Origin of the sequence: Kitasatospora sp. NPDC088548 (assembly GCF_044753005.1) — a bacterium.
Lineage (GTDB): Bacteria > Actinomycetota > Actinomycetes > Streptomycetales > Streptomycetaceae > Kitasatospora.
This window is the reverse complement of record NZ_JBIVMI010000012.1, coordinates 59,387-78,288: the sequence shown is the minus strand read 5'-3', so window position 1 is coordinate 78,288 and position 18,902 is coordinate 59,387. Positions and strand designations below refer to the sequence as shown.

General features: G+C 71.8%; 17 protein-coding genes and 3 tRNA genes. 8 read left to right on the top strand and 12 right to left on the bottom strand.

The genetic code is table 11. From position 1 onward, the window contains the following. Positions 1-45: 45 nt before the first annotated feature. Positions 46-129, bottom strand: a tRNA-Leu gene (locus ACIP82_RS17420). A 415-nt stretch (positions 130-544) separates the two neighbouring features. On the opposite strand from ACIP82_RS17420, the gene ACIP82_RS17415 reads away from it, so the two are divergent. From ACIP82_RS17415 to pknB, 6 genes are all read left to right on the top strand, one after another. Then, positions 545-1,417, top strand: coding sequence for a DUF3662 and FHA domain-containing protein (locus tag ACIP82_RS17415; protein ID WP_363613705.1), 873 nt, complete (start codon positions 545-547; stop codon positions 1,415-1,417). Between the two features lie 12 nt (positions 1,418-1,429). Beyond that, positions 1,430-1,966, top strand: a complete 537-nt coding sequence (locus ACIP82_RS17410; protein ID WP_363613703.1) for an FHA domain-containing protein — start codon at positions 1,430-1,432, stop codon at positions 1,964-1,966. Positions 1,967-2,019: 53 nt separating this feature from the next. Beyond that, positions 2,020-3,615, top strand: a complete 1,596-nt coding sequence (locus ACIP82_RS17405) for a PP2C family protein-serine/threonine phosphatase (protein ID WP_400654108.1) — start codon at positions 2,020-2,022, stop codon at positions 3,613-3,615. A 172-nt stretch (positions 3,616-3,787) separates the two neighbouring features. Further along, positions 3,788-5,164, top strand: coding sequence for an FtsW/RodA/SpoVE family cell cycle protein (locus ACIP82_RS17400; RefSeq protein WP_363613745.1), 1,377 nt, complete (start codon positions 3,788-3,790; stop codon positions 5,162-5,164). After that, positions 5,161-6,618 (top strand): penicillin-binding protein 2, encoded by a 1,458-nt coding sequence (locus ACIP82_RS17395; protein ID WP_363613699.1) that lies wholly within the window; start codon positions 5,161-5,163, stop codon positions 6,616-6,618. Before ACIP82_RS17400 ends, ACIP82_RS17395 begins: the two co-directional genes overlap by 4 nt. Positions 6,619-6,881: 263 nt before the next feature. Further along, positions 6,882-9,008: a Stk1 family PASTA domain-containing Ser/Thr kinase gene (gene pknB, locus ACIP82_RS17390; protein ID WP_400654106.1), complete on the top strand. Its 2,127-nt coding sequence runs from the start codon at positions 6,882-6,884 to the stop codon at positions 9,006-9,008. Between the two features lie 175 nt (positions 9,009-9,183). On the opposite strand, the gene ACIP82_RS17385 is transcribed toward pknB, so the two are convergent. The 5 genes from ACIP82_RS17385 to ACIP82_RS17365 form a co-directional block, all read right to left on the bottom strand. Beyond that, complete coding sequence (locus tag ACIP82_RS17385) at positions 9,184-9,993, bottom strand: class E sortase (protein ID WP_363613082.1); 810 nt, start codon at positions 9,991-9,993, stop codon at positions 9,184-9,186. 51 nt (positions 9,994-10,044) lie between these two features. Beyond that, positions 10,045-11,265 (bottom strand): class E sortase, encoded by a 1,221-nt coding sequence (locus ACIP82_RS17380; RefSeq protein WP_400654104.1) that lies wholly within the window; start codon positions 11,263-11,265, stop codon positions 10,045-10,047. Between the two features lie 5 nt (positions 11,266-11,270). Then, on the bottom strand, positions 11,271-11,933 hold the full coding sequence (locus ACIP82_RS17375; RefSeq protein WP_363613078.1) for an aminodeoxychorismate/anthranilate synthase component II: 663 nt from the start codon (positions 11,931-11,933) through the stop codon (positions 11,271-11,273). A gap of 55 nt (positions 11,934-11,988) precedes the next feature. Then, the gene (locus tag ACIP82_RS17370; protein WP_363613076.1) at positions 11,989-12,165 is read right to left on the bottom strand and encodes a hypothetical protein; all 177 of its coding nucleotides are present in this window, start codon (positions 12,163-12,165) and stop codon (positions 11,989-11,991) included. Positions 12,166-12,288: 123 nt separating this feature from the next. Further along, entirely contained in the window at positions 12,289-13,044 is a 756-nt protein-coding gene (locus ACIP82_RS17365; protein WP_363613090.1) for a DUF881 domain-containing protein, read from the bottom strand. Between the two features lie 180 nt (positions 13,045-13,224). Between ACIP82_RS17365 and crgA the strand changes: the two genes are divergently transcribed. Continuing rightward, entirely contained in the window at positions 13,225-13,473 is a 249-nt protein-coding gene (gene crgA, locus ACIP82_RS17360; RefSeq protein ID WP_350560558.1) for a cell division protein CrgA, read from the top strand. Positions 13,474-13,861: 388 nt separating this feature from the next. Here crgA and ACIP82_RS17355 read toward each other — a convergent pair whose 3' ends face one another. Then, complete coding sequence (locus ACIP82_RS17355; RefSeq protein WP_363613073.1) at positions 13,862-14,767, bottom strand: rhomboid family intramembrane serine protease; 906 nt, start codon at positions 14,765-14,767, stop codon at positions 13,862-13,864. 289 nt (positions 14,768-15,056) lie between these two features. On the opposite strand from ACIP82_RS17355, the gene ACIP82_RS17350 reads away from it, so the two are divergent. Continuing rightward, positions 15,057-15,899 (top strand): DUF5324 family protein, encoded by an 843-nt coding sequence (locus ACIP82_RS17350; RefSeq protein WP_363613071.1) that lies wholly within the window; start codon positions 15,057-15,059, stop codon positions 15,897-15,899. A gap of 87 nt (positions 15,900-15,986) precedes the next feature. On the opposite strand, the gene ACIP82_RS17345 is transcribed toward ACIP82_RS17350, so the two are convergent. The 5 genes from ACIP82_RS17345 to ACIP82_RS17325 all read right to left on the bottom strand — a co-directional run bounded on the left by ACIP82_RS17345 (position 15,987) and on the right by ACIP82_RS17325 (position 18,662). Next, positions 15,987-16,059 (bottom strand) — tRNA-Ala (locus ACIP82_RS17345). 275 nt (positions 16,060-16,334) lie between these two features. Beyond that, positions 16,335-16,463 carry a DLW-39 family protein gene (locus tag ACIP82_RS17340; protein ID WP_014137031.1) on the bottom strand — a complete coding sequence of 43 codons (129 nt, stop codon included), beginning with the start codon at positions 16,461-16,463 and terminating at the stop codon, positions 16,335-16,337. 264 nt (positions 16,464-16,727) lie between these two features. Further along, positions 16,728-17,042 carry a DUF6191 domain-containing protein gene (locus tag ACIP82_RS17335; protein ID WP_363613069.1) on the bottom strand — a complete coding sequence of 105 codons (315 nt, stop codon included), beginning with the start codon at positions 17,040-17,042 and terminating at the stop codon, positions 16,728-16,730. A gap of 123 nt (positions 17,043-17,165) precedes the next feature. Next, a tRNA-Ile gene (locus ACIP82_RS17330) sits at positions 17,166-17,239 on the bottom strand. Positions 17,240-17,255: 16 nt separating this feature from the next. Beyond that, complete coding sequence (locus ACIP82_RS17325; RefSeq protein WP_400654099.1) at positions 17,256-18,662, bottom strand: class I SAM-dependent methyltransferase; 1,407 nt, start codon at positions 18,660-18,662, stop codon at positions 17,256-17,258. Positions 18,663-18,902 lie beyond the last annotated feature (240 nt).

The following is an 18,902-nucleotide window of genomic DNA, read 5'->3' as shown; positions in this document are numbered from 1 at the left end:
GAACGAGAAAGCCCCGCAGATCCGAAGATCTGCGGGGCTTCGCTGTGCGCGAGGGGGGAGTTGAACCCCCACGCCCTTTCGGGCACTGGAACCTGAATCCAGCGCGTCTGCCTATTCCGCCACCCGCGCATGGGTGCCTGTCGTGGTTGCCAACCGATCAACCGATCCGCTCGATACCATGTGGCCTTCGCGGTTCTTCGATCCGGCTCCCTTTCGGGTGCCCCTTCCGACGTGGAAAACATTAGCACGACCTGCGGGTCACCTCCGAATCCGTTTCCCTGGGGGCCGAGCGCATCCGAACGGATGTCCGGCGAACTGGCGAGCGAGGGATGAGGGCCCGGTCGGACGGGTACTCCTGGCATGCTGCCGCAGGGATGCGTCACCCTGTGTGTCCGAGCCCACCCCCGGGCACCACGCGGTCCGGGAACCGTACGGATGGCCCCGGCGTGGATACGATCAGTACGGAAGTACCGCAAGTAGGCGCGACCGGCTCCCCGGGATCCGGTCGGAAGGCAGGCGAACGAACCCTGGAAGGGGGTGCCCCATGGGAGTGCTGAAGAAGTTCGAGCAGCGACTTGAGGGTCTCGTCAACGGCACCTTCGCCAAGGTGTTCAAGTCCGAGGTCCAGCCCGTGGAGATCGCCGGCGCGCTGCAGCGTGAGTGCGACAACAACGCGAGCATCTGGAACCGCGACCGCACCGTCGTGCCCAACGACTTCATCGTCGAGCTGAGCCCGCACGACCACGAGCGCCTGAGCCCCTACTCGGGCCAGCTGGGCACCGAGCTGGCCGGCATGGTCCGCGAGTACGCCGAGGCCCAGCGGTACAGCTTCATGGGCCCGCTCCAGGTGAACCTGGAGAAGGCCGACGACCTGGACACCGGTCTGTACCGGGTGCGCAGCCGCACGCTGGCCGCCGAGGAGCCGCAGCAGCAGGCCCCGCAGCAGCACCCGACCCAGGCCGGCTACGGCCGCCCGCCGGCCGCGCCGGCCCCCGGCGCACCGTGGCAGCAGCAGCAGAGCGCCGCCCCGTACGGCGCGCCCCCGCCGCCGGCCGCGCCCCCCGCCATGCCGCCGGGCCAGCCCGCCCCGGGCGGCGGCAACGTGCGCCCGTTCCCGGGCGCCGGCCACGGCACCTCGGTCCGCCGCTGGATCGAGGTCAACGGCGCCCGTCACCAGATCACCGGGAACGCCTGCGTGCTCGGCCGCTCCACCGAGGCGGACGTGCGGATCGACGACCCCGGGGTCTCCCGCAAGCACGCCGAGATCAGGCCCGGGACCCCGTCGATGGTGCTCGACCTCGGGTCCACCAACGGCATCGTGGTGGACGGACAGCACACCCAGCGCGCTACGCTCCGCGACGGCTCGCGAATCGTCGTGGGCTCCACCACCATCGTCTACCGACAGGTCGAAGGGTAGAGCGGGCCGGTTATGTCAGAACTGACCCTGACGGTCATGCGGCTGGGTTTCCTCGCCGTGCTGTGGCTGTTCGTCATCGTCGCGATCCAGGTGATCCGCAGCGACCTGTTCGGGACCAGGGTGAACCCCCGTTCCTCCCGCCGGGGCGGTGCCGCGACCGCCTCGGCTCCGGCCCCCGGGCCCGGGCGCGCCCCGCAGGGCCAGGCCGCCGGCCCGCCCCCCCAGCAGACCCAGGGCGGCGGCCGGCGCCGCGGCGCCCCGACCCAGCTGGTCGTGGTGCAGGGCTCGCTCGCCGGGACCACCGTCGCGCTGCAGGGCCAGACCATCACGCTGGGCCGCGCGCACGACTCCACCATCGTGCTGGACGACGACTACGCGTCCTCCCGGCATGCCAGGATCTATCCGGATCAGACTGGGCAGTGGACGGTCGAGGATCTAGGCTCCACCAACGGCACCTATCTGGACCGGCAGCGCCTGACCGCGCCGACCCCGCTCCAGCCGGGCATGCCGATCCGTATCGGCAGGACCGTCATCGAACTGCGGAAGTAGTAGCGCATGAGGGACAGCATCCCGTCCATGACCCAGAGGGGGGCTCAGGTCGCATGACCCTGGTGCTGCGCTTCGCCGCCGGCTCCCACAAGGGACTGATCCGGGAGGGGAACGAGGACTCCGGCTACGCCGGGCCGCGGCTGCTTGCCGTGGCCGACGGCATGGGCGGTGCCGCGGCCGGCGAGGTCGCGTCCTCGGAGGTGCTCGGCTCGATCGTCCGGCTGGACGAGGACGTGCCGGGCGCCGACCTGCTGACCCTGCTCGGCGACGCCGTCCAGGGCGCCAACGACCGGCTCCGGCAGATGGTCGAGGAGGACCCGCAGCTGGAGGGCATGGGCTGCACCCTCACCGCCATGCTCTGGACCGGTCAGCGGATGGGCATGGTGCACGTCGGCGACTCCCGCGCCTATCTGCTGCGCGACGGTTCGCTGGTGCAGATCACCCAGGACCACACCTGGGTGCAGCGCCTGGTCGACGAGGGCCGGATCACCGCGGAGGAGGCCGAGACCCACCCGCAGCGCTCCCTGCTGATGCGGGCGCTGGACGGCCGCGGCCAGGTCGAGCCCGACCTGTCGATCCGCGAGGTACGGGCCGGCGACCGCTATCTGATCTGTTCCGACGGCCTCTCCGGCCCGGTCAGCCACCAGACCCTCGAGGACACCCTCGGAAGCTTCTACTCGCCCGAGCAGACCGTGCAGGAGCTGATCCAGCTCGCGCTGCGCGGCGGCGGTCCGGACAACATCACCTGCATCGTGGCGGACGTCATCGACGTCGGCGCCACGGACACCCTGAGCGGCCAGTTCAACGACATCCCGGTGGTGGTCGGCGCGGTCGCCGAGACCCCGCCGTCCTCGGCCGCCGCCGACCAGTCGATCCTCGACACCCCGGCCGGCCGGGCGGCCGGCCTCGGGCGCGCCCCGCAGGGCGCCTTCGGCCCCGCCGAGGGCTACGACGGGTACGGCAACCCCGGCCAGGTCGGCTTCGGCCCGGCCGAGGGCTACGACGGGTACGGCTCCGACGAGCCCCCGGTGTACGGCACCGAGGACTACGACGACGAGGAGCGGCCGAAGCGCAAGGGCAGGGCGCTCAAGGTCTCGCTGGTGAGCCTGATCACCCTGGGCCTGCTCGGCGGCGCCGGCTTCTTCGGCTACCGGTGGACGCAGGGCCAGTACTACGTCGGCGTGGACGGCGACCACGTCGCGGTCTACCAGGGCGTCAACCAGAGCCTGGCCGGCCTGAACCTCTCCTCGGTGCACACCGCGTACCGGGACATCGAGCTCAAGTACCTGCCGCAGGACCAGCGCACCCACGTCACCAACACCATCTCCGCCAGCAGCCTGGGCGACGCCGACGACAAGGTGAAGAAGCTCGGCGAGCAGGCGGCACTCTGCCGGAAGGTCTCCGACGCCAGGGCGACCGCGGCCAACCCGGCCGCGCCGGTCACCCAGGCGGCGTTCACGACGGCCGTCACCCCGAGCCCGTCCGCGACCCGCGCACCCGCGACGGCCACGGCCGCCCCGAGCGCGGCCGCCCCGAGCGCCGCAGCACCCAGCCAGAGCGCCGCCGCCCCGGCCGCCGGGCCGCAGAGCGACCTGCCGGGCCTGACCGAGGAGGAGCGGCTGAAGGCCGACTCCTGCCCGAAGCAGTGACGCCCGTGACCCGACATAGGCCCGCCCGCAGCGGGCCGGCCGGCCGTCAGGGAGCGGCCTCCACGTGAGCACCTTCGACCTGAGCAGTGGCCCGGGCAACCGGTCCGACGACCGCCGGACCCCCGGCGGGCCGACCGGCCGGGCCGCCTCGCGGCGCCGGGGCAACACCACGATCTCCCCCCAGGGCACGCCGAACCGGCGCAACACCGAGCTGGCGCTGCTGGCCTTCGCCGTGCTGCTGCCGGTCCTCGCGTACGCCAACGTGGGTCTCGCGATGGACGACTCGCTGCCGGCCGGTATGCTCGGCTACGGGCTCGGCATGGGGGCGCTGGCCCTTATCGCGCATCTGCTGATGCGCCGCTTCGCGCCGTACGCGGACCCGCTGATGCTGCCGATCGCCACCCTGCTCAACGGGCTCGGCGTGGTGATGATCTGGCGGCTCGACAAGGCCGGCAAGCTCCTGCACAACAACTACCCCGCCGCCGCCAACCAGCTGATGTGGTCGGGCCTCGGGGTGGCGCTGTTCATCTTCGTCATGATCTTCCTGAAGGACCACCGGGTCCTCCAGCGCTACACCTACATCTCGATGGCGCTGGCCCTGGTCCTGCTCGCGGCGCCGGCCTTCTTCCCGTCCCGCAAGGAGGACTTCGGCGCCAAGATCTGGATCCGGATGGGCAGCTTCTCCATCCAGCCGGGCGAGTTCGCCAAGATCATCCTGACCGTGTTCTTCGCCGGCTACCTGATGGTCAAGCGGGACGCGCTGGCCCTGGCCAGCCGCCGGTTCATGGGCCTCTACCTGCCGCGCGGGCGCGACCTCGGTCCGATCATCGCGATCTGGCTGGTCAGCCTGCTGATCCTGATCTTCGAGAACGACCTCGGCACGTCCTTCCTCTTCTTCGGCCTCTTCGTGGTGATGCTCTACGTCGCCACCGAGCGGACCAGCTGGATCATCTTCGGCCTGCTGATGTCCATCGGCGGCGCCGTCGCGGTCGCCTCGACCACCAGCCACGTCAAGACCCGGATCGACGCCTGGCTCGACCCGATGGCCGCCTTCGCGCCCAAACCGCCACAGGGCGCCACCGAACAGATCGGCCAGTCGCTGATGGCGCTGGGCTCCGGCGGGGTGACCGGCTCGGGCCTCGGCCAGGGCCGCTCATGGCTGATCGACTTCGCCGCCAAGAGCGACTTCATCCTCGGCTCCTTCGGCGAGGAGCTCGGCCTCACCGGCCTGATGGCGATCTTCATGCTCTACGCCCTGCTGATCCAGCGCGGCCTGCGCACCGCCATCGCCGCCCGCGACCCGTTCGGCAAGCTGTTCGCCGTCGGCCTCTCCTCGGCCATGGCGCTGCAGGTCTTCGTGGTGGCCGGCGGTGTCACCGGGCTCATTCCGCTGACCGGTATGACCATGCCGTTCCTCGCCCAGGGCGGGTCCTCGGTGGTCGCCAACTGGGCCCTGGTCGCGATCCTGCTGAAGATCAGCGACAGCGCCCGCCGCCCCGGGGTCGAACCGGCCCCCGCCACCGAGATCCAGGGAGGGTCCGCCTCATGAACAAGCCGATCCGTCGGGTCTCGATCTTCTGCCTCGTCCTGATCCTGGCCCTGATGGTGCGCACCAACTGGGTGCAGGGCGTCCAGGCCGAGGCCTGGGCCACCAACAAGAACAACAAGCGCCAGGTGTACGACCGCTACGCCCACCCGCGCGGCAACATCATCGTCGGCGGCCAGCCGGTCACCCAGTCGGACTTCGTCAACGGCCTGCGCTACAAGTACAAGCGCTCCTGGCTCGAGGGCCCGATGTACGCACCCGTCACCGGGTACTCCTCGCAGTCCTTCGGCGCCAGCCAGCTGGAGCAGTTGGAGGACGGCATCCTCTCCGGCAGCGACGACCGGCTGTTCTTCCGCAACACCCTGGACATGCTGACCGGCGAGCCGAAGAAGGGCGGCGACGTCCTCACCACGATCAACGCCAAGGCCCAGAAGGCCGCCTTCGACGGCCTCGGCAACAAGAAGGGCGCGGTGGTCGCGCTCGACCCGCGCACCGGAGCGATCCTGGCGATGGTCTCCACCCCGTCCTACGACCCCGGCACCTTCGCCGGCGGCGACGCCGCCGACACCAAGGCCTGGACGGACCTCAACGCGGATCCGAACAAGCCGATGCTCAACCGCGCGCTGCGCGAGACGTACCCGCCCGGCTCGACGTTCAAGCTGGTCACCGCGACCGCCGCGTTCGAGAACGGCCTGTACCAGAACATCGACGACGCCACCGACACCCCGAACCCGTACGTCCTGCCGGGCACCAAGACCGAGCTGAAGAACGAGAGCCAGTACGAGCAGTGTGAGAACGCCACGCTGAAGTCCGGCATGGACCAGTCCTGCAACACGGTCTACGGCAAGATCGGCGCCGACCTGGGCAAGGACAAGATGCGGGCGCAGGCCGAGAAGTTCGGCTTCAACAGCACGGTGGACACCCCGGTCCGCTCCGAGAAGAGCGTCTACCCGAGCAACTCCACCCCGGACGGCACCGCGCAGGACGCGATCGGCCAGCACGACACCCGGGCCACCCCGCTCCAGATGGCCATGGTCTCCGCGGCGATCGCCAACAACGGCAGCCTGATGCAGCCCTACCTGGTGGAGCAGGAGCGCTCGGCCTCGCTGACCACCATCTCCAAGCACACCGAGAAGCAGTTCTCCCAGCCGATGAGCCCGGCCACCTCGCAGAAGATGCAGGACCTGATGGTCTCGGTGGTGGAGAACGGCACCGGCAAGAACGCCAAGATCCCCGGCCTGACCGTCGGCGGCAAGACCGGTACCGCGCAGCACGGCGAGGACAACGCCGGCCTGCCGTTCGCCTGGTTCACCTCCTTCGCCAAGACCGCCGACGGCCAGTCGGTCGCGGTGGCGGTCGTGGTCGAGGACGGCTCGGACAACCGCGACGGCATCAGCGGCGGCCGGCTGGCCGCGCCGATCGCCAAGGCGGTGATGCAGGCGGCCCTCGGCAAGTAGGGAGGCCGCCGTCACGAGTGAGTGGAATGTCACGATCGGCACCTCTGTCCGGATGCCGGTCTGATATCGGCCGACGGCCGACTCCGGCCACGGACGGTGCGACCGGTAGCGTATCCGCAAGCAGCGGGTGTGCCCGTTGCCCGCCCGCGGGGCGCAGCGAGGTCCGGCCGTAGAACCACCCGCGGCCCGGACGGCGTCACTCAGAGCGTGCGGGGACACCTACGTCACAACCTCACCGGCGGGTGAGGGAGAGGGTCGGAACTATGGAAGAGCCTCGTCGCCTAGGCGGCAGGTACGAGCTCGGCGGCGTCCTCGGGCGCGGCGGCATGGCCGAGGTGTACCTCGGCCATGACACCCGGCTCGGCCGTTCCGTCGCAGTGAAGACGCTCCGGGCCGACATGGCCAGGGATCCGTCGTTCCAGGCCCGCTTCCGCCGTGAAGCCCAGTCCGCGGCGTCCCTCAACCACCCAGCGATCGTCGCCGTGTACGACACCGGCGAGGACTACATCGACGGCATCTCCATCCCGTACATCGTGATGGAGTACGTCGAGGGCTCCACCCTGCGCGAACTGCTGCACTCCGGCCGCCGGCTGCTGCCGGAACGGGCGCTGGAGATGACCATCGGCATCCTGCAGGCGCTGGAGTACTCGCACCGGGCCGGCATCGTGCACCGCGACATCAAGCCGGCCAACGTCATGCTGACCCGGCAGGGCAACGTCAAGGTCATGGACTTCGGCATCGCCCGGGCGATGGGCGACGCCGGCATGACGATGACGCAGACCTCCGCCGTCATCGGCACCGCCCAGTACCTCTCCCCCGAGCAGGCCAAGGGCGAGCAGGTGGACGCCCGCTCCGACCTCTACTCCACCGGCTGCCTGCTGTACGAGCTGCTGACCGTCCGCCCGCCGTTCGTCGGCGACTCGCCGGTCGCGGTGGCGTACCAGCACGTCCGGGAAGAGGCACAGCCGCCGTCCGTCTTCGACCCCGAGGTACGCCCCGAGATCGACGCGATCGTGCTGAAGGCGCTCGCCAAGGACCGCGACTACCGGTACCAGAGCGCCGACGAGATGCGCGACGACATCGAGCGCTTCCTCGACGGCCTGCCGGTGGCCGCCGCCCAGCAGGCCGCCGCCTACGGCATGGGCGCCGCCGGCTACGGCTACGACCAGAACGGCTACCCGCAGCAGCAGGACCCGTACGGCCAGACCAACGTGCTGCCGCAGCAGCCCGGCGCCGGTCCGACCACGGTGCTCCCGCACGCCGGCGGGCAGCCCGGCTACGGCCAGCAGGCCGGCTACCCGGACGACGGCTACGGCCAGACCTACGCCGGTGCCCCCGGCGGTGGCAGCGACGACGGCTACGGCCGCGGCGGCGGACGGCGCGGCGAGGAGCCGCCGAAGAAGAGCAACACCTCCTGGATCGTGCTGGCGGTGGCCGCCGTGCTGGTCCTGGTCGGCACCTTCTTCGTGGCCCAGGCGATGTTCGGCGGCAAGAAGGACGACACCACCAAGGAGCCGCCCAAGATCGCGGCGCCGAACCTGGTGGGCAAGAGCCTGGCCGACGCCAAGGCGGCCGCCGTTCAGGCCGGTCCCAAGCTGGTGGTGACCGAGGGCGAGAAGATCGCCTGCCCGGACACCAACATCAAGAAGGACCAGGTCTGCACCCAGAACCCGGCGGCCCCCACCCAGGTCGCCGAGACCGCCACCATCACGGTGCAGCTCTCCTCCGGCCCGGCCAAGTCGAACGTTCCGTCGGTGGTCGGCAAGACCAAGGACGCGGCGATCAAGGCGCTCGCCGACGCCGGTTTCACCAACGTCCTCCCCGAGTACAAGGACGACGACACGGCCCCGCAGGAGCAGGTCATCGCCCAGGACCCGGCGGCCAACGCGGCCGGTGACCCGACCGCCCAGGTCAAGCTGACCATCTCGCAGGGCAAGGCCAAGACGGTGGTCCCGAGCGTGCTCGGCCAGCAGAAGGAGGCCGCGCAGGCCGCCCTGGAGAGCGCCGGCTTCCAGGTCGACGCGTCGAAGACCACGCTGACCAACGACCCGACCAAGGTCAACACCGTCGCCTCGCAGTCGCTCCAGGCGAACAGCAAGGTCCCGGCCAACTCGAAGATCGTTCTGACCATCTACAAGGCGCCGGACAAGGCCACCGTTCCGGCGTTGCAGAACGTCCCGCTCAAGGACGCCATCAAGCAGTTGCAGGACGCCGGCCTCGGCTTCAGTGTGTCCGGCCCGCAGGACCCGAACGCCGTGGTGACGGGCGTCAACCCGCCCGCGGGCACCAAGCTGGACCCGAACACCCAGGTGACCCTGATGACCAGGCCGGCTGATCCGGCCAAAGGGGACACCCCCAACCCACCGCCCACCAAAGGGGGGAACCCCTAGCCCCTGGTTCCCCTTCTTCTGAGGGAACGCCCACGGGCCCGCCGGCAGCCGCTACGAACGGCTTCGGCGGGCCCGTGGGCGTTCCTGCCGGCAGCCTCACTCGCGACGCCGGGCAGCGGCCCGCCGCGACCCCCGTCCGTCGGTCGGACCCTCCTGACCGGCCGGCGCCGACCGGTCAGGAGTGACGCAGCTCGGGCGGCGGGGTGCGCTTGGCGTCCATGTCGTCCACCCGGACCAGGCTGCCCCAGACCGCCATCCGGTAGCGCGAGGTGTAGACCGGCGTACAGGTCGTCAGGGTGATGTAGCGGCCCGGAGCCTGGTAGCCGGAGCCCTTGGGGACGGGGGCGACGATGCCGGTGTCGTACTTGGACGTCTCCGGCAGGGTGCTGTCCGCCTTGTAGACGTACCACTTGTCCTTGGTCTCGACCACGATCGCGTCGCCCTTGTGGACCGCGTCCAGGTCGTGGAACTTGGCGCCGTGGCCGTCCCGGTGCGCGGCGAGCGCGAAGTTCCCGGTCTCGTCCCAGGGCATCGCGGCGCGGTAGGGCTGCTCGTACACCCCGGCGACGCCCTCGGCCAGGGTGTCGGTGTCGGTACCCATCCGGATCAGCACCTGGTAGTTCCGGCCCATCGCGGGAACGTGCAGGAAGCCGACCCCGTCGCCCGCCGCGTAGGCCGTGCCGGGCCCTGTGGGCGCCCCCGAGGGGGCTCCCGGGGCGGCCTGAGGGGTGCCCGGACCGGCCCCGGCCGCCCAGGCGCTGCGCAGCTTGTCGGAGGCCTCGGAGGCGGAGCGGTCCGCCAGCACGTCCGTCCACCAGAGCGAGTACACGACGAACAGGCCGAGCACCAGGCCCAGGGTGATCAGCAGTTCGCCGAAGACACCGACCGCGGCCAGCGCGCGGCCCCGCCGCCGACGGGCGGGTGCGGGCGGTGGAAAGGCCTCTGCCGCCGGTTCCGCCCACTCCGCCGTCTCGTCCTGGGTCACGTGATCTCCCCCTCTGCCTGAGCGCCGTGCGACGGGCCGCCCGCCATGGTGCTAGTTGACCGTGAGGCCGGCCGGCTTGCCCTGGCTCCGCGGCCGTTCCTCGATCATCTTGCCAAAGACGATCAGCCTTGCCTTGGAACTGAACTCCGGCGTGCAGGTGGTCAGTGTGATGTACCGGCCCGCCTGGTTGTATCCGGCGCCGTTGGGGACGGGCTTGATCACACTGACGTTCGACGGCGGGGTCTCCGGAATGCCGCCGGTGACCTCGTAGGTGTAGTACGCGGTCGCGGTCTCCACCACGATCTTGTCGCCCTTGCCGAGCTGGTTGATGTGCCGGAACGGCTCACCGTGGGTGTTGCGGTGCGCGGCCAGCGCGAAGTTCCCGGCCTTGTCGGCCGGCATCCCGGTGCCGGAGTAGTGGCCCACCAGGCCCTTGTCGAGCACCGACGACTTGGCGGTGCCCTCCGCGATCGGGAACTTCAGGCCGAGCTTGGGCAGGTGGATGATCGCGAAGCCCTTGCCGGGCTCGAACACCTCCGGCTTGGCCGGGTCCGGCGCCGGCTGCCCCGGCGCGCCGGGGGCCGGGGCGGCGTCGAACTGCTGCTCCAGCTGGTTGCGGGCACCGTCGGCGGCCGCGTCGGCCTGCACATTGGTCCACCAGAGCTGGTACGAGACGAACAGCAGCATCACCACGCCGAGCGTTATGCACAGCTCACCGACCAGCCGGGCGGCCACCACGACCGGCGACTCCTTGGGCCGCACCCGCGCCGCTCCGCCGGCCCGGCCGCCCGCCCGGCGGCGCCCGCCGCCCGCGCGTACCGACATCCGGCCCTGGGCGGCACGCCGGCGCTCGGCCCGGCCACCGGTGGGCGGTTCCTCCTCGCGCGCCTGCGGAAGGCGCAGCTGGAGGGTCTGGTCGGCCAGCCAGGGGTACTCGGGCAGGCTTGCGCCGTCCCGGCCGTCCGCACCGCCCTGGCCGTCCGCACCGCCCTGGCCGCCCGGAACGGGCTGGCCGCCCGGAACGGGCTGCTCGGCCTGCTCGTACACGCCCCAGCCGTCGTCGGCCCCGCCCTGCGGCGGACCGGACTGCTGCGAGGGGTGGGACTGCTGGACCGGGATGTGGCCGCCGAGCCGGAGCTGCCGCTCCTGGTACGTCCGGTCGCCGGGCCCGCCCTGGTGGGCACCGTACGGATCGGTGCGGCTGTACTGGTCGCCGGCCCCGGGCCCGTCCGCCCCCGACTGGTAACGCCCCTCCGGACGCACCGCGGTCATCCCGCTCAGCCCCGGCCGATCACCGGGGCGAGCCCGGCCGAACGACCCACCGCCCGCGGATCGCCGCACTCGGCCAGCCAGTTGGCGAGCATCCGGTGGCCGCCCTCGGTGAGCACCGACTCCGGGTGGAACTGCACGCCCTCCACCAGCAGCTCCCGGTGGCGCAGGCCCATGATCACGCCGCTCTCGGTCCGGGCGGTGACCACCAGCTCGTCGGGCACGGTGGCCGGCTCGACCGCCAGCGAGTGGTACCGGGTCGCGGTGAGCGGCGAGGGCAGGCCCTCGAACACCCCGCCGTCCTCGTGCTCGACCAGCGAGGTCTTGCCGTGCAGCAGCTCCGGCGCCCGGCCGACCACCGCGCCGTACGCCACCGCGATCGACTGCAGGCCGAGGCAGACGCCGAAGACCGGCAGCCCGATCCTGGCGCAGTGGTGCACCATCTCGATGCAGACCCCGGCCTCCTCCGGCGCGCCGGGGCCGGGCGAGAGCAGCACCCCGTCGAAGCCCGCCTCGCCGTCGCGGCGCACCGCGTGCTCGACCGTCACCTCGTCGTTGCGCACCACCTCGCAGGTGGCGCCGAGCTGGTAGAGGTACTGGACCAGGTTGAAGACGAAGCTGTCGTAGTTGTCGACAACCAGGATGCGGGGGGAGGCCGGCTGGGAGGTCATTCGCGCGCTATCTCCGTGGGATGCGGGGGCTGGGAGGAAGAGCAGGGCCGCCGGATCAGCCGACGGCGCCGTCGCCGCCGTCCACTGTGACGTCGCCGAAGGGCAGCAGCGGTTCCGCCCACGGGAAGACGTACGTGAACAGGAGGTAGACCACCCCCAGGACGAGGAGCAGCGAGATGATGGCCCGGACCAGGGAATTCCCCGGAAGGTGACGCCAGATCCAGCCGTACATGGTGCTCCCTCGACGTAACAGACTGGGGTCAAGAGTAGACCCGTGATCTGAGCCCGGGGGGCGGCCCGCCGAGACGGCCCACCGGGCGGTGCCGGATCCGGGGGACGCCGGGCCGGTCGGCCGCTACTGACCGCCCGCCGAGCGCAGGTCGGTGGTGCCCGAGTAGCCGGGCACCGTGAGGTCGCCGCTCTCCTGGACCTTCCAGCCCAGCCCGTACGCCTGGACGTACTGCAGGTAGTTGCGGATCGCCGGGTCCGCGTCCACCGCCGCCCGCAGCACGTCCGTCTTCCCGACCGCCTTGACCACGTACGGCGGCGAGTAGACCCGGCCCTGGAGCAGCAGGGTGTTGCCCACGCAGCGGACGGCGCTGGTGGAGACGAGCCGCTGGTCCATCACCTGGACGCCTTCGGCGCCGCCCCGCCAGAGCGCGTTGACCACCGCCTGGATGTCCTGCTGGTGGATGACCAGGTCGTTGACGCCGGGCGCGGGCACCCCGGGGATGCGCGCGGTCGCGTTCGGCGGGGCGTCGTTGAGGGTGACGGTCAGGCCGGGCCCCTGGAGCGGGTCCAGCGCGGCGGCCTGGTGCAGGGTGTCCAGCCGGGCGGCGTCGGCCGGGCTGCGGCCCTGCTGCTGGGTCAGCTGCTGGGACCGGGCCTGGAGGTCGGCGAGCTGGGCCTGGGCCTGCTGGTTCTGCGAGCTCCGCTGGCGTATCACGTCGCCGAGGCTCAGCAGGGAGTTGTCGGTGCGCAGATCGGTGCCGCGGGCGGTCTGCGCGCTGATGTAGAAGAGCAGTCCGGCGAGCGCGAAGACGGCGCAGGTCAGGGCACGGCCGACAATTCGGGTGCCGGAAGCCCGGGTGCGGGCCGGCCGAGGGGGAATCGACAAATTAGGCACCGTACCCTTATCTCCTTCAGACCCGCAGAGCCACTACGCTAACGGACGCCGGTGGCATGTGCGGGGCCGGTCCCCATGGCATTCCGCACAGCCGTCAGCACCAGCCGCCTCACCTCCGCTGCACCCCCTGCGCGGTCTCACAGCGCATCGACAGGAGAGCTCCTCGTGCCGAAGTCTCGACTCCGCAAGAAGTCCGACTACACCCCGCCGACGACGGCCACGGTGAAGATCAGTTCGGGCCGCGGCTGGGTCGCCCCCCTGATGCTGGCGCTGTTCCTGGTCGGCCTGGTGTGGATCGTCACCTACTACGTGACCAGCGGCAGCTGGCCGGTGGAGAGCTGGCGGAACTGGAACATCCTGGTGGGCTTCGGCTTCATCGCCGCGGGATTCGGCGTCTCCACCCAGTGGAAGTGACGCCGGGGCCCCGCCCCTGAGCGTCTTCCGGCCCCGAGCACACCCGCCGTCCCGGACGTCACGTCCCGGGACGGCTCGGTGGTGCGCCCGCACTCCGCCGACCGGCCCGGTCGGCGGCCCCTCGCCGTGCCCTGCCCTGCCCCGACGCGACAATCGCGCTAACGCGACTATCGTGCTATCCGGCTTATCCACATGGTTATCCACACTGGGGAAAAGTCCCCCCAGGCTGTGGATAACTCGCGCCCGGCGCGCCTTCCGCACCCCTGCGCGCCCTCCCCCGAATAGCAAATCCACACAGCAGGACACGCGTAGAACAGCCGTCCACCGCGCACTTCTCCCACCGGCTGTGCACAACCCCGCACCCGTTGTGGACAAACGTCCGGATGCGTCACCCGCCGTAGCGGGCCGTCCCGATCAGGACCAGCAGCAGCACCACGCCCGCCATCACCGCCACCGTGAGCCCCTGAACGGCCGTCCGGCGCTCGCGCGGGGCGTACATCAGCCCGATCGCGGTCAGCGTCCCCGCGACCAGCCCGCCGATGTGCGCCCGCCAGTCGATCGAGTGCACCGAGAAGGTGACGATCAGATTGAAGACCAGCAGCGCGATCACCGGGGCGAGCGGCGTCCTGGTCCTGCGGTACATCACCGCGGTGGCGCCGAACAGGCCGTAGACCGCGCCGGAGGCGCCCAGCGAGTTCATGAAGCCACCGGCCACCAGGAAGGCGAACGCGCTGCCGGCCAGGCCCGAGACCAGGTACAGGCCGAGATAGCGGAGCCGGCCGAGCGCCATCTCCAGCGGCGGCCCCATCACCCAGAGCACCACCATGTTGGTGGCGATGTGCCAGGGCGCGGTGTGCAGGAAGGTCGCGGTCAGCAGCCGGTACCACTGATCGGGCCCGGCCGCGACGCCGGACGGGAAGCCGGTGATCTGCGGCCCGACGCTGAACAGCGACAGGTCATTGGCGAGCCACGGCTTGAGCACGTACGCGGCCAGCACGAAGACCGCCAGATTGAGCCCGACCAGGACCTTGGTGACCAGCGCGCCGTCCGCGGTCAGCTGCCCGCCGAACCGGGTGGTCGCCCGCCGCACCTCGCGGTGGCCGCCGCTGACGCACTCCGGGCAGTGGAAGCCCACCGAGGCGCTCACCATGCACAGCGGGCAGATCGGCCGACCGCACCGGCCGCAGCCGATCCCGGTCTCCTGCTCGGGGTGCCGGTAGCACCGGTGCAGCCCGGACCCGCCCGTGGGCCGCGGCGTCGGATCGGCCGGCGGCCTTGGCTCGTCCGGGAGCATCAGCGGTCGTCCCTTCTCCTGCGCGGACCCGGCGCCACCCGCCGAACGGGGTACCACCGGAACCGTCAGCGTACTGCGGCCGGATCAACGACGGGGTGATCCCCGTCGACTCGATCGTGACCCCGTCCCGGGCCGTTCACACCCGTCCCGCCCGGCGCCGCCACCGCCGCCACCGCGCCGCCCGCGCCCCGCGTACGGCCCACTCCGGAGTGCTGGTGGACAAATCAGCATGCATGATCAGCATTCAGGTGGATATGTGCATAAAGGACGCCACCAGGAGGAGAGACTCGTGACCCGTTTGGACTCAGCCCGTGAGACGGCCGGCAAGACCCGGGACGCCCTCGTGCCCTATGCCGCCACCGCCAAGGACACCGCGGCACAGCTGGCGGACGACGCGAAGCAACGCCTGGGGCCCGCCCTGGACGCACTCGGCCCGAAGGCCGCCCAGGCCGCCCACAGCGTCCGCGTCCAGTACGACAGACATGTCGCCCCGCAGTTCGGTCACGCCTTCGCCAGCCTGCCCCCCGAGGCCCAGCAGCACGCCCTCAAGGCCCTGCACCGCACCCAGGAGGCCGCTCTGGCCGCCCGGCTCTCCGCGGCCCGCGCCGCCGACCAGGCCAGGAGCAACGTCGGCCCCAAGGTGGTGCAGGTGGTCGAGGAGGCCCGCGCGGCCGTCACCCCGGTCGCCCAGGAGGCCCAGACCCGCGGCGCCGCCGCGCTGACCGCGCTCCAGGGCAATGTCACTTCCGCCGAGATCAGCCACCTCGCCGCCCGCAACCTCAGGAAGAAGCAGTGCAACGCCTGGGCCACCGGCCTGGCGGTGGCCGGCGCCGTCGCGATCGGCAGCGGCATCGTGATCTGGCAGTGGTGGCGGCACCGCAGCAACCCCGAGTGGCTGGTCGAGCCGCCGGCCGGGCAGTCCGCGACGACCAGCGGGGAGGGCGGCCCCGCCGCGACGGCCCCGCACACCGGCGCCCACGCCGTGGGCGGCGGCGCTCCGGCCGGATCACCGGTGGACGAATCGGACCCGGAGACCGGGAGCGAGGCGGCCACCGACGCCACCAGGCCCGGTCCGCCACCCGGCGAGGAGGACGACCACCCCAAGCCGCACGACCCGCGCAAGCCGCACTGACCGGCCGCACGGGCGCGAGAACGCCGATCGGCCGCTGACCCGGATTCAGGTCAGCGGCCGATCGGCTGTTTCCACATCTGTGAACTGTGGAGCTTAGGAGACTCGAACTCCTGACATCTGCCTTGCAAAGGCAGCGCTCTACCAACTGAGCTAAAGCCCCTCGACGGCACCACTCGTACCGACGGGCACTAGCGTACCGGGTCCTGGCGCGAATCCCACGCCCTCTCCCCGCACCTTCCGCCGGGACGGTGTCCGGAAGTGGGGGGGGGCGGGGGGGGCGGCCCCCCCCGCCCCCCCCCGGCCCGCCCCCCCCCCCCCGCCCGGGGGGGGGGGGGGGCGCCGGGGGGGGGGGGGGGCCCCGGCCCGGCCCCCCCCGACCCGGGAGGCGCCGCCCGGCGCCTCCGAAGATCGTCGATCGTCAGATCGTCCGGGGCCTCAGCGACCGGCCGGGACCGGGTCGGTGGCCTCGGTCCACAGGTCCTGCTCGGCGCGGTCCGCCTGGACCTGACGGTAGACAAAGAAGCCGCCGAGGGCGACCAGGGCGACCAGGAGAAGCTTCTTCACCGCGGGACCTCGTCCTTCTTGCGTTGCGGACTCAACAGCCGTGCTCCGGCCGGATTGGCCGGGCCGACGAGTCCATGAGTTGTTTCGAGTGCGAACGGGCTGTCGGGTGCCGGACTGCCCTTGCGGCCGATGATACACACCGGTGTCCCAATCGTGACCAGCCGCCGCTGCCTCCAACCAACCGGTCCGGCCGGAGGATTGACGCCACACCTTCTGCCCTGCGGCCGGCCCGCCCACGACACCCCGGGACCGCCGCCCGAACCGCTACCGGCGCGTCGTCGGCACCACCACCGCCGTACCGGCCGCCAGGTCCACCCTGGTCCTGGGCGGCGCCCCCTCGCCCTCCTCGTCGCGCAGCATCAGCGTGCTCCGCCGCTCGTCCAGCTCGTGCTGCTTTCCGGCCGCGAACTGCGCGTGCAGCTGCTCGAACCCCGTCGCCGAGACCTGCCCCTCCCGGCCCGTCCCCCGCCAGGGCACCCAGCGCGACTTCCGCGCCCGCAGCGCCAGCTGATCGAGAAAGGCCAGGGCCACCAGCGCACAGACCAGCCCCGGAATGCTCATCGCCCAGAACAGCGCCATACCGCCACCATCCCTCCACTCGCCCTACCCCCGACAACACCCGGGGACGGCGCGCAGTTCCGGCGGCGGCCAAGAAAACGTCGAAGGGCCCGGAGTGAGATCACTCCGGGCCCTTCGCGCCGGTGGGCCTAACAGGACTTGAACCTGTGGCCTCTTCCTTATCAGGGAAGCGCTCTAACCGTCTGAGCTATAGGCCCTTGCCGCACTGAAAGATTAGCGGACCGATGGCCGATCTCCCAAATCCGGGTCGGCGGGGGTCGCGGCGGCGGGTTCGGGACCGGTGGCGAAGGGCCGCAGGTGGGGGGTGTCGGCCGGGCGCAGCAGCCACTCCTCGCGGGTGGCGGGGAACCGGGCCTCGCCCTCGGGGCCGGTACGGACGGCGAGGATCTGGTTGACCCCGATGCGGTTCTGCTCGAAGGCCAGCGCGGACGCCGCCATGTACAGCCGCCAGACCCTGGCCCGGCCGCGACCGGCCAGACCGACCGCCTCCGTCCAGCGCGCCTCCAGGTTGGCCACCCACTCGCGCAGGGTCAGGCCGTAGTGCTCCCGCAGCGACTCGACGTCGCGGACCTCGAAACCGGCCTCCTCCAGCCGGGCCACCGTGCTGCCGACCGGGGAGAGCTCCCCGTCGGGGAAGACGTAGCGGTCGATGAACGGGCTGGTGCGGTGCGGCTCACCGGGGTGGTCGGGGCGGCGGGCGATCTGGTGGTTGAGCAGCCGGCCGCCGGGCACCAGCAGCCCGTGCAGGCCCTCGGCGTAGACGCGGTACTGCTCGGCGCCGACGTGCTCGGCCATGCCGACGCTGGAGATCGCGTCGAAGGGGCCGTCCTGGATCTCCCGGTAGTCCTGGAGGCGGACCTCGACCCGCCCGGAGAGACCGGCCTCCTCGATCCGCCGCCGGGCCAGCGCGACCTGCTCGGTCGAGATGGAGACGCCGACCGCGGTGACCCCGTAGTGCTCCGCCGCGTGCAGCAGCAGCGAGCCCCAGCCGCAGCCGACGTCCAGCAGCCGCATCCCGGGCCGCAGGCCGAGCTTGCGGCAGATCAGGTCGAGCTTGGCCTCCTGGGCCGCCTCCAGGCTCTTGGCGGCGGGCGCCCAGTACGCGCAGGAGTACACCATCGACGGGCCCAGTACGAGGGCGTAGAAGTCGTTCCCGACGTCGTAGTGGTGGCTGATGGCCGCGCGGTCCCGGCTGCGGCTGTGCAGCCGCCCCTGGACGGCCCTGGCCTCCTCCGGCGGCGGGACGGGCCGCGGGCCCAGCGCACCGGCCCGCAGCAGGGCCGCGAGCACCCGGCGGCCCTTGGGGCCGAGCACATCGGCCGGGCCGAGCCGCAGCCGGCGGATCTCGGGCCGCTCGGCGAAGAGCGCCACGGCCGCCAGCACCTCGTAGAGGTCGGCGCCGGGGGCGAGCTCCAGGTCCCCCGAGACATAGGCGCGGGCCAGGCCCAGTTCGCCCGGCTGCCAGAGCAGGCGGCGCAGCGCCCGGCGGCCGCGCAGCACCACGGTGGGCGCCCCCGGTGGCCCGGCGACACTGCCGTCCCACGCCTGCACCCGCAGCGGCACCGGGATCCCCAGTAGCCCCTCCAGGGCCTCGACCAGTTGACTTGCGAGCTGAGCCATCGCGCGCCTCCGTCCAGCCGTACCTGCACAGCCGTACCAGCCCCGGCCAGTCGGACCGGGGGGCGGCCTGCGGCAGTCGGAGCCCGGAACGGGCGCACCCAGCTAATCCCACCGCGCCCGGCCCCAAATCGGGCGGCACGCCGCGGGAGTCGGCTGTCACCCGAATGCCAGCGGGCCCCGCAGGCTGCAACAGCCTGCGGGGCCCGCCCATTCCGTCCGCGGACGGAAATCTGACCCGGG

Bases quoted from the DNA above. Each gene is read 5' to 3' on its own strand.
- ACIP82_RS17415 (WP_363613705.1), top strand. From the start codon at position 545: ATGGGAGTGCTGAAGAAGTTCGAGCAGCGACTTGAGGGTCTCGTCAAC.
- ACIP82_RS17410 (WP_363613703.1), top strand. From the start codon at position 1,430: ATGTCAGAACTGACCCTGACGGTCATGCGGCTGGGTTTCCTCGCCGTG.
- ACIP82_RS17405 (WP_400654108.1), top strand. From the start codon at position 2,020: ATGACCCTGGTGCTGCGCTTCGCCGCCGGCTCCCACAAGGGACTGATC.
- ACIP82_RS17395 (WP_363613699.1), top strand. From the start codon at position 5,161: ATGAACAAGCCGATCCGTCGGGTCTCGATCTTCTGCCTCGTCCTGATC.
- pknB (WP_400654106.1), top strand. From the start codon at position 6,882: ATGGAAGAGCCTCGTCGCCTAGGCGGCAGGTACGAGCTCGGCGGCGTC.
- ACIP82_RS17380 (WP_400654104.1), bottom strand. From the start codon at position 11,265: ATGACCGCGGTGCGTCCGGAGGGGCGTTACCAGTCGGGGGCGGACGGG.
- ACIP82_RS17375 (WP_363613078.1), bottom strand. From the start codon at position 11,933: ATGACCTCCCAGCCGGCCTCCCCCCGCATCCTGGTTGTCGACAACTAC.
- ACIP82_RS17370 (WP_363613076.1), bottom strand. From the start codon at position 12,165: ATGTACGGCTGGATCTGGCGTCACCTTCCGGGGAATTCCCTGGTCCGG.
- ACIP82_RS17355 (WP_363613073.1), bottom strand. From the start codon at position 14,767: ATGCTCCCGGACGAGCCAAGGCCGCCGGCCGATCCGACGCCGCGGCCC.
- ACIP82_RS17335 (WP_363613069.1), bottom strand. From the start codon at position 17,042: ATGGCGCTGTTCTGGGCGATGAGCATTCCGGGGCTGGTCTGTGCGCTG.
- ACIP82_RS17325 (WP_400654099.1), bottom strand. From the start codon at position 18,662: ATGGCTCAGCTCGCAAGTCAACTGGTCGAGGCCCTGGAGGGGCTACTG.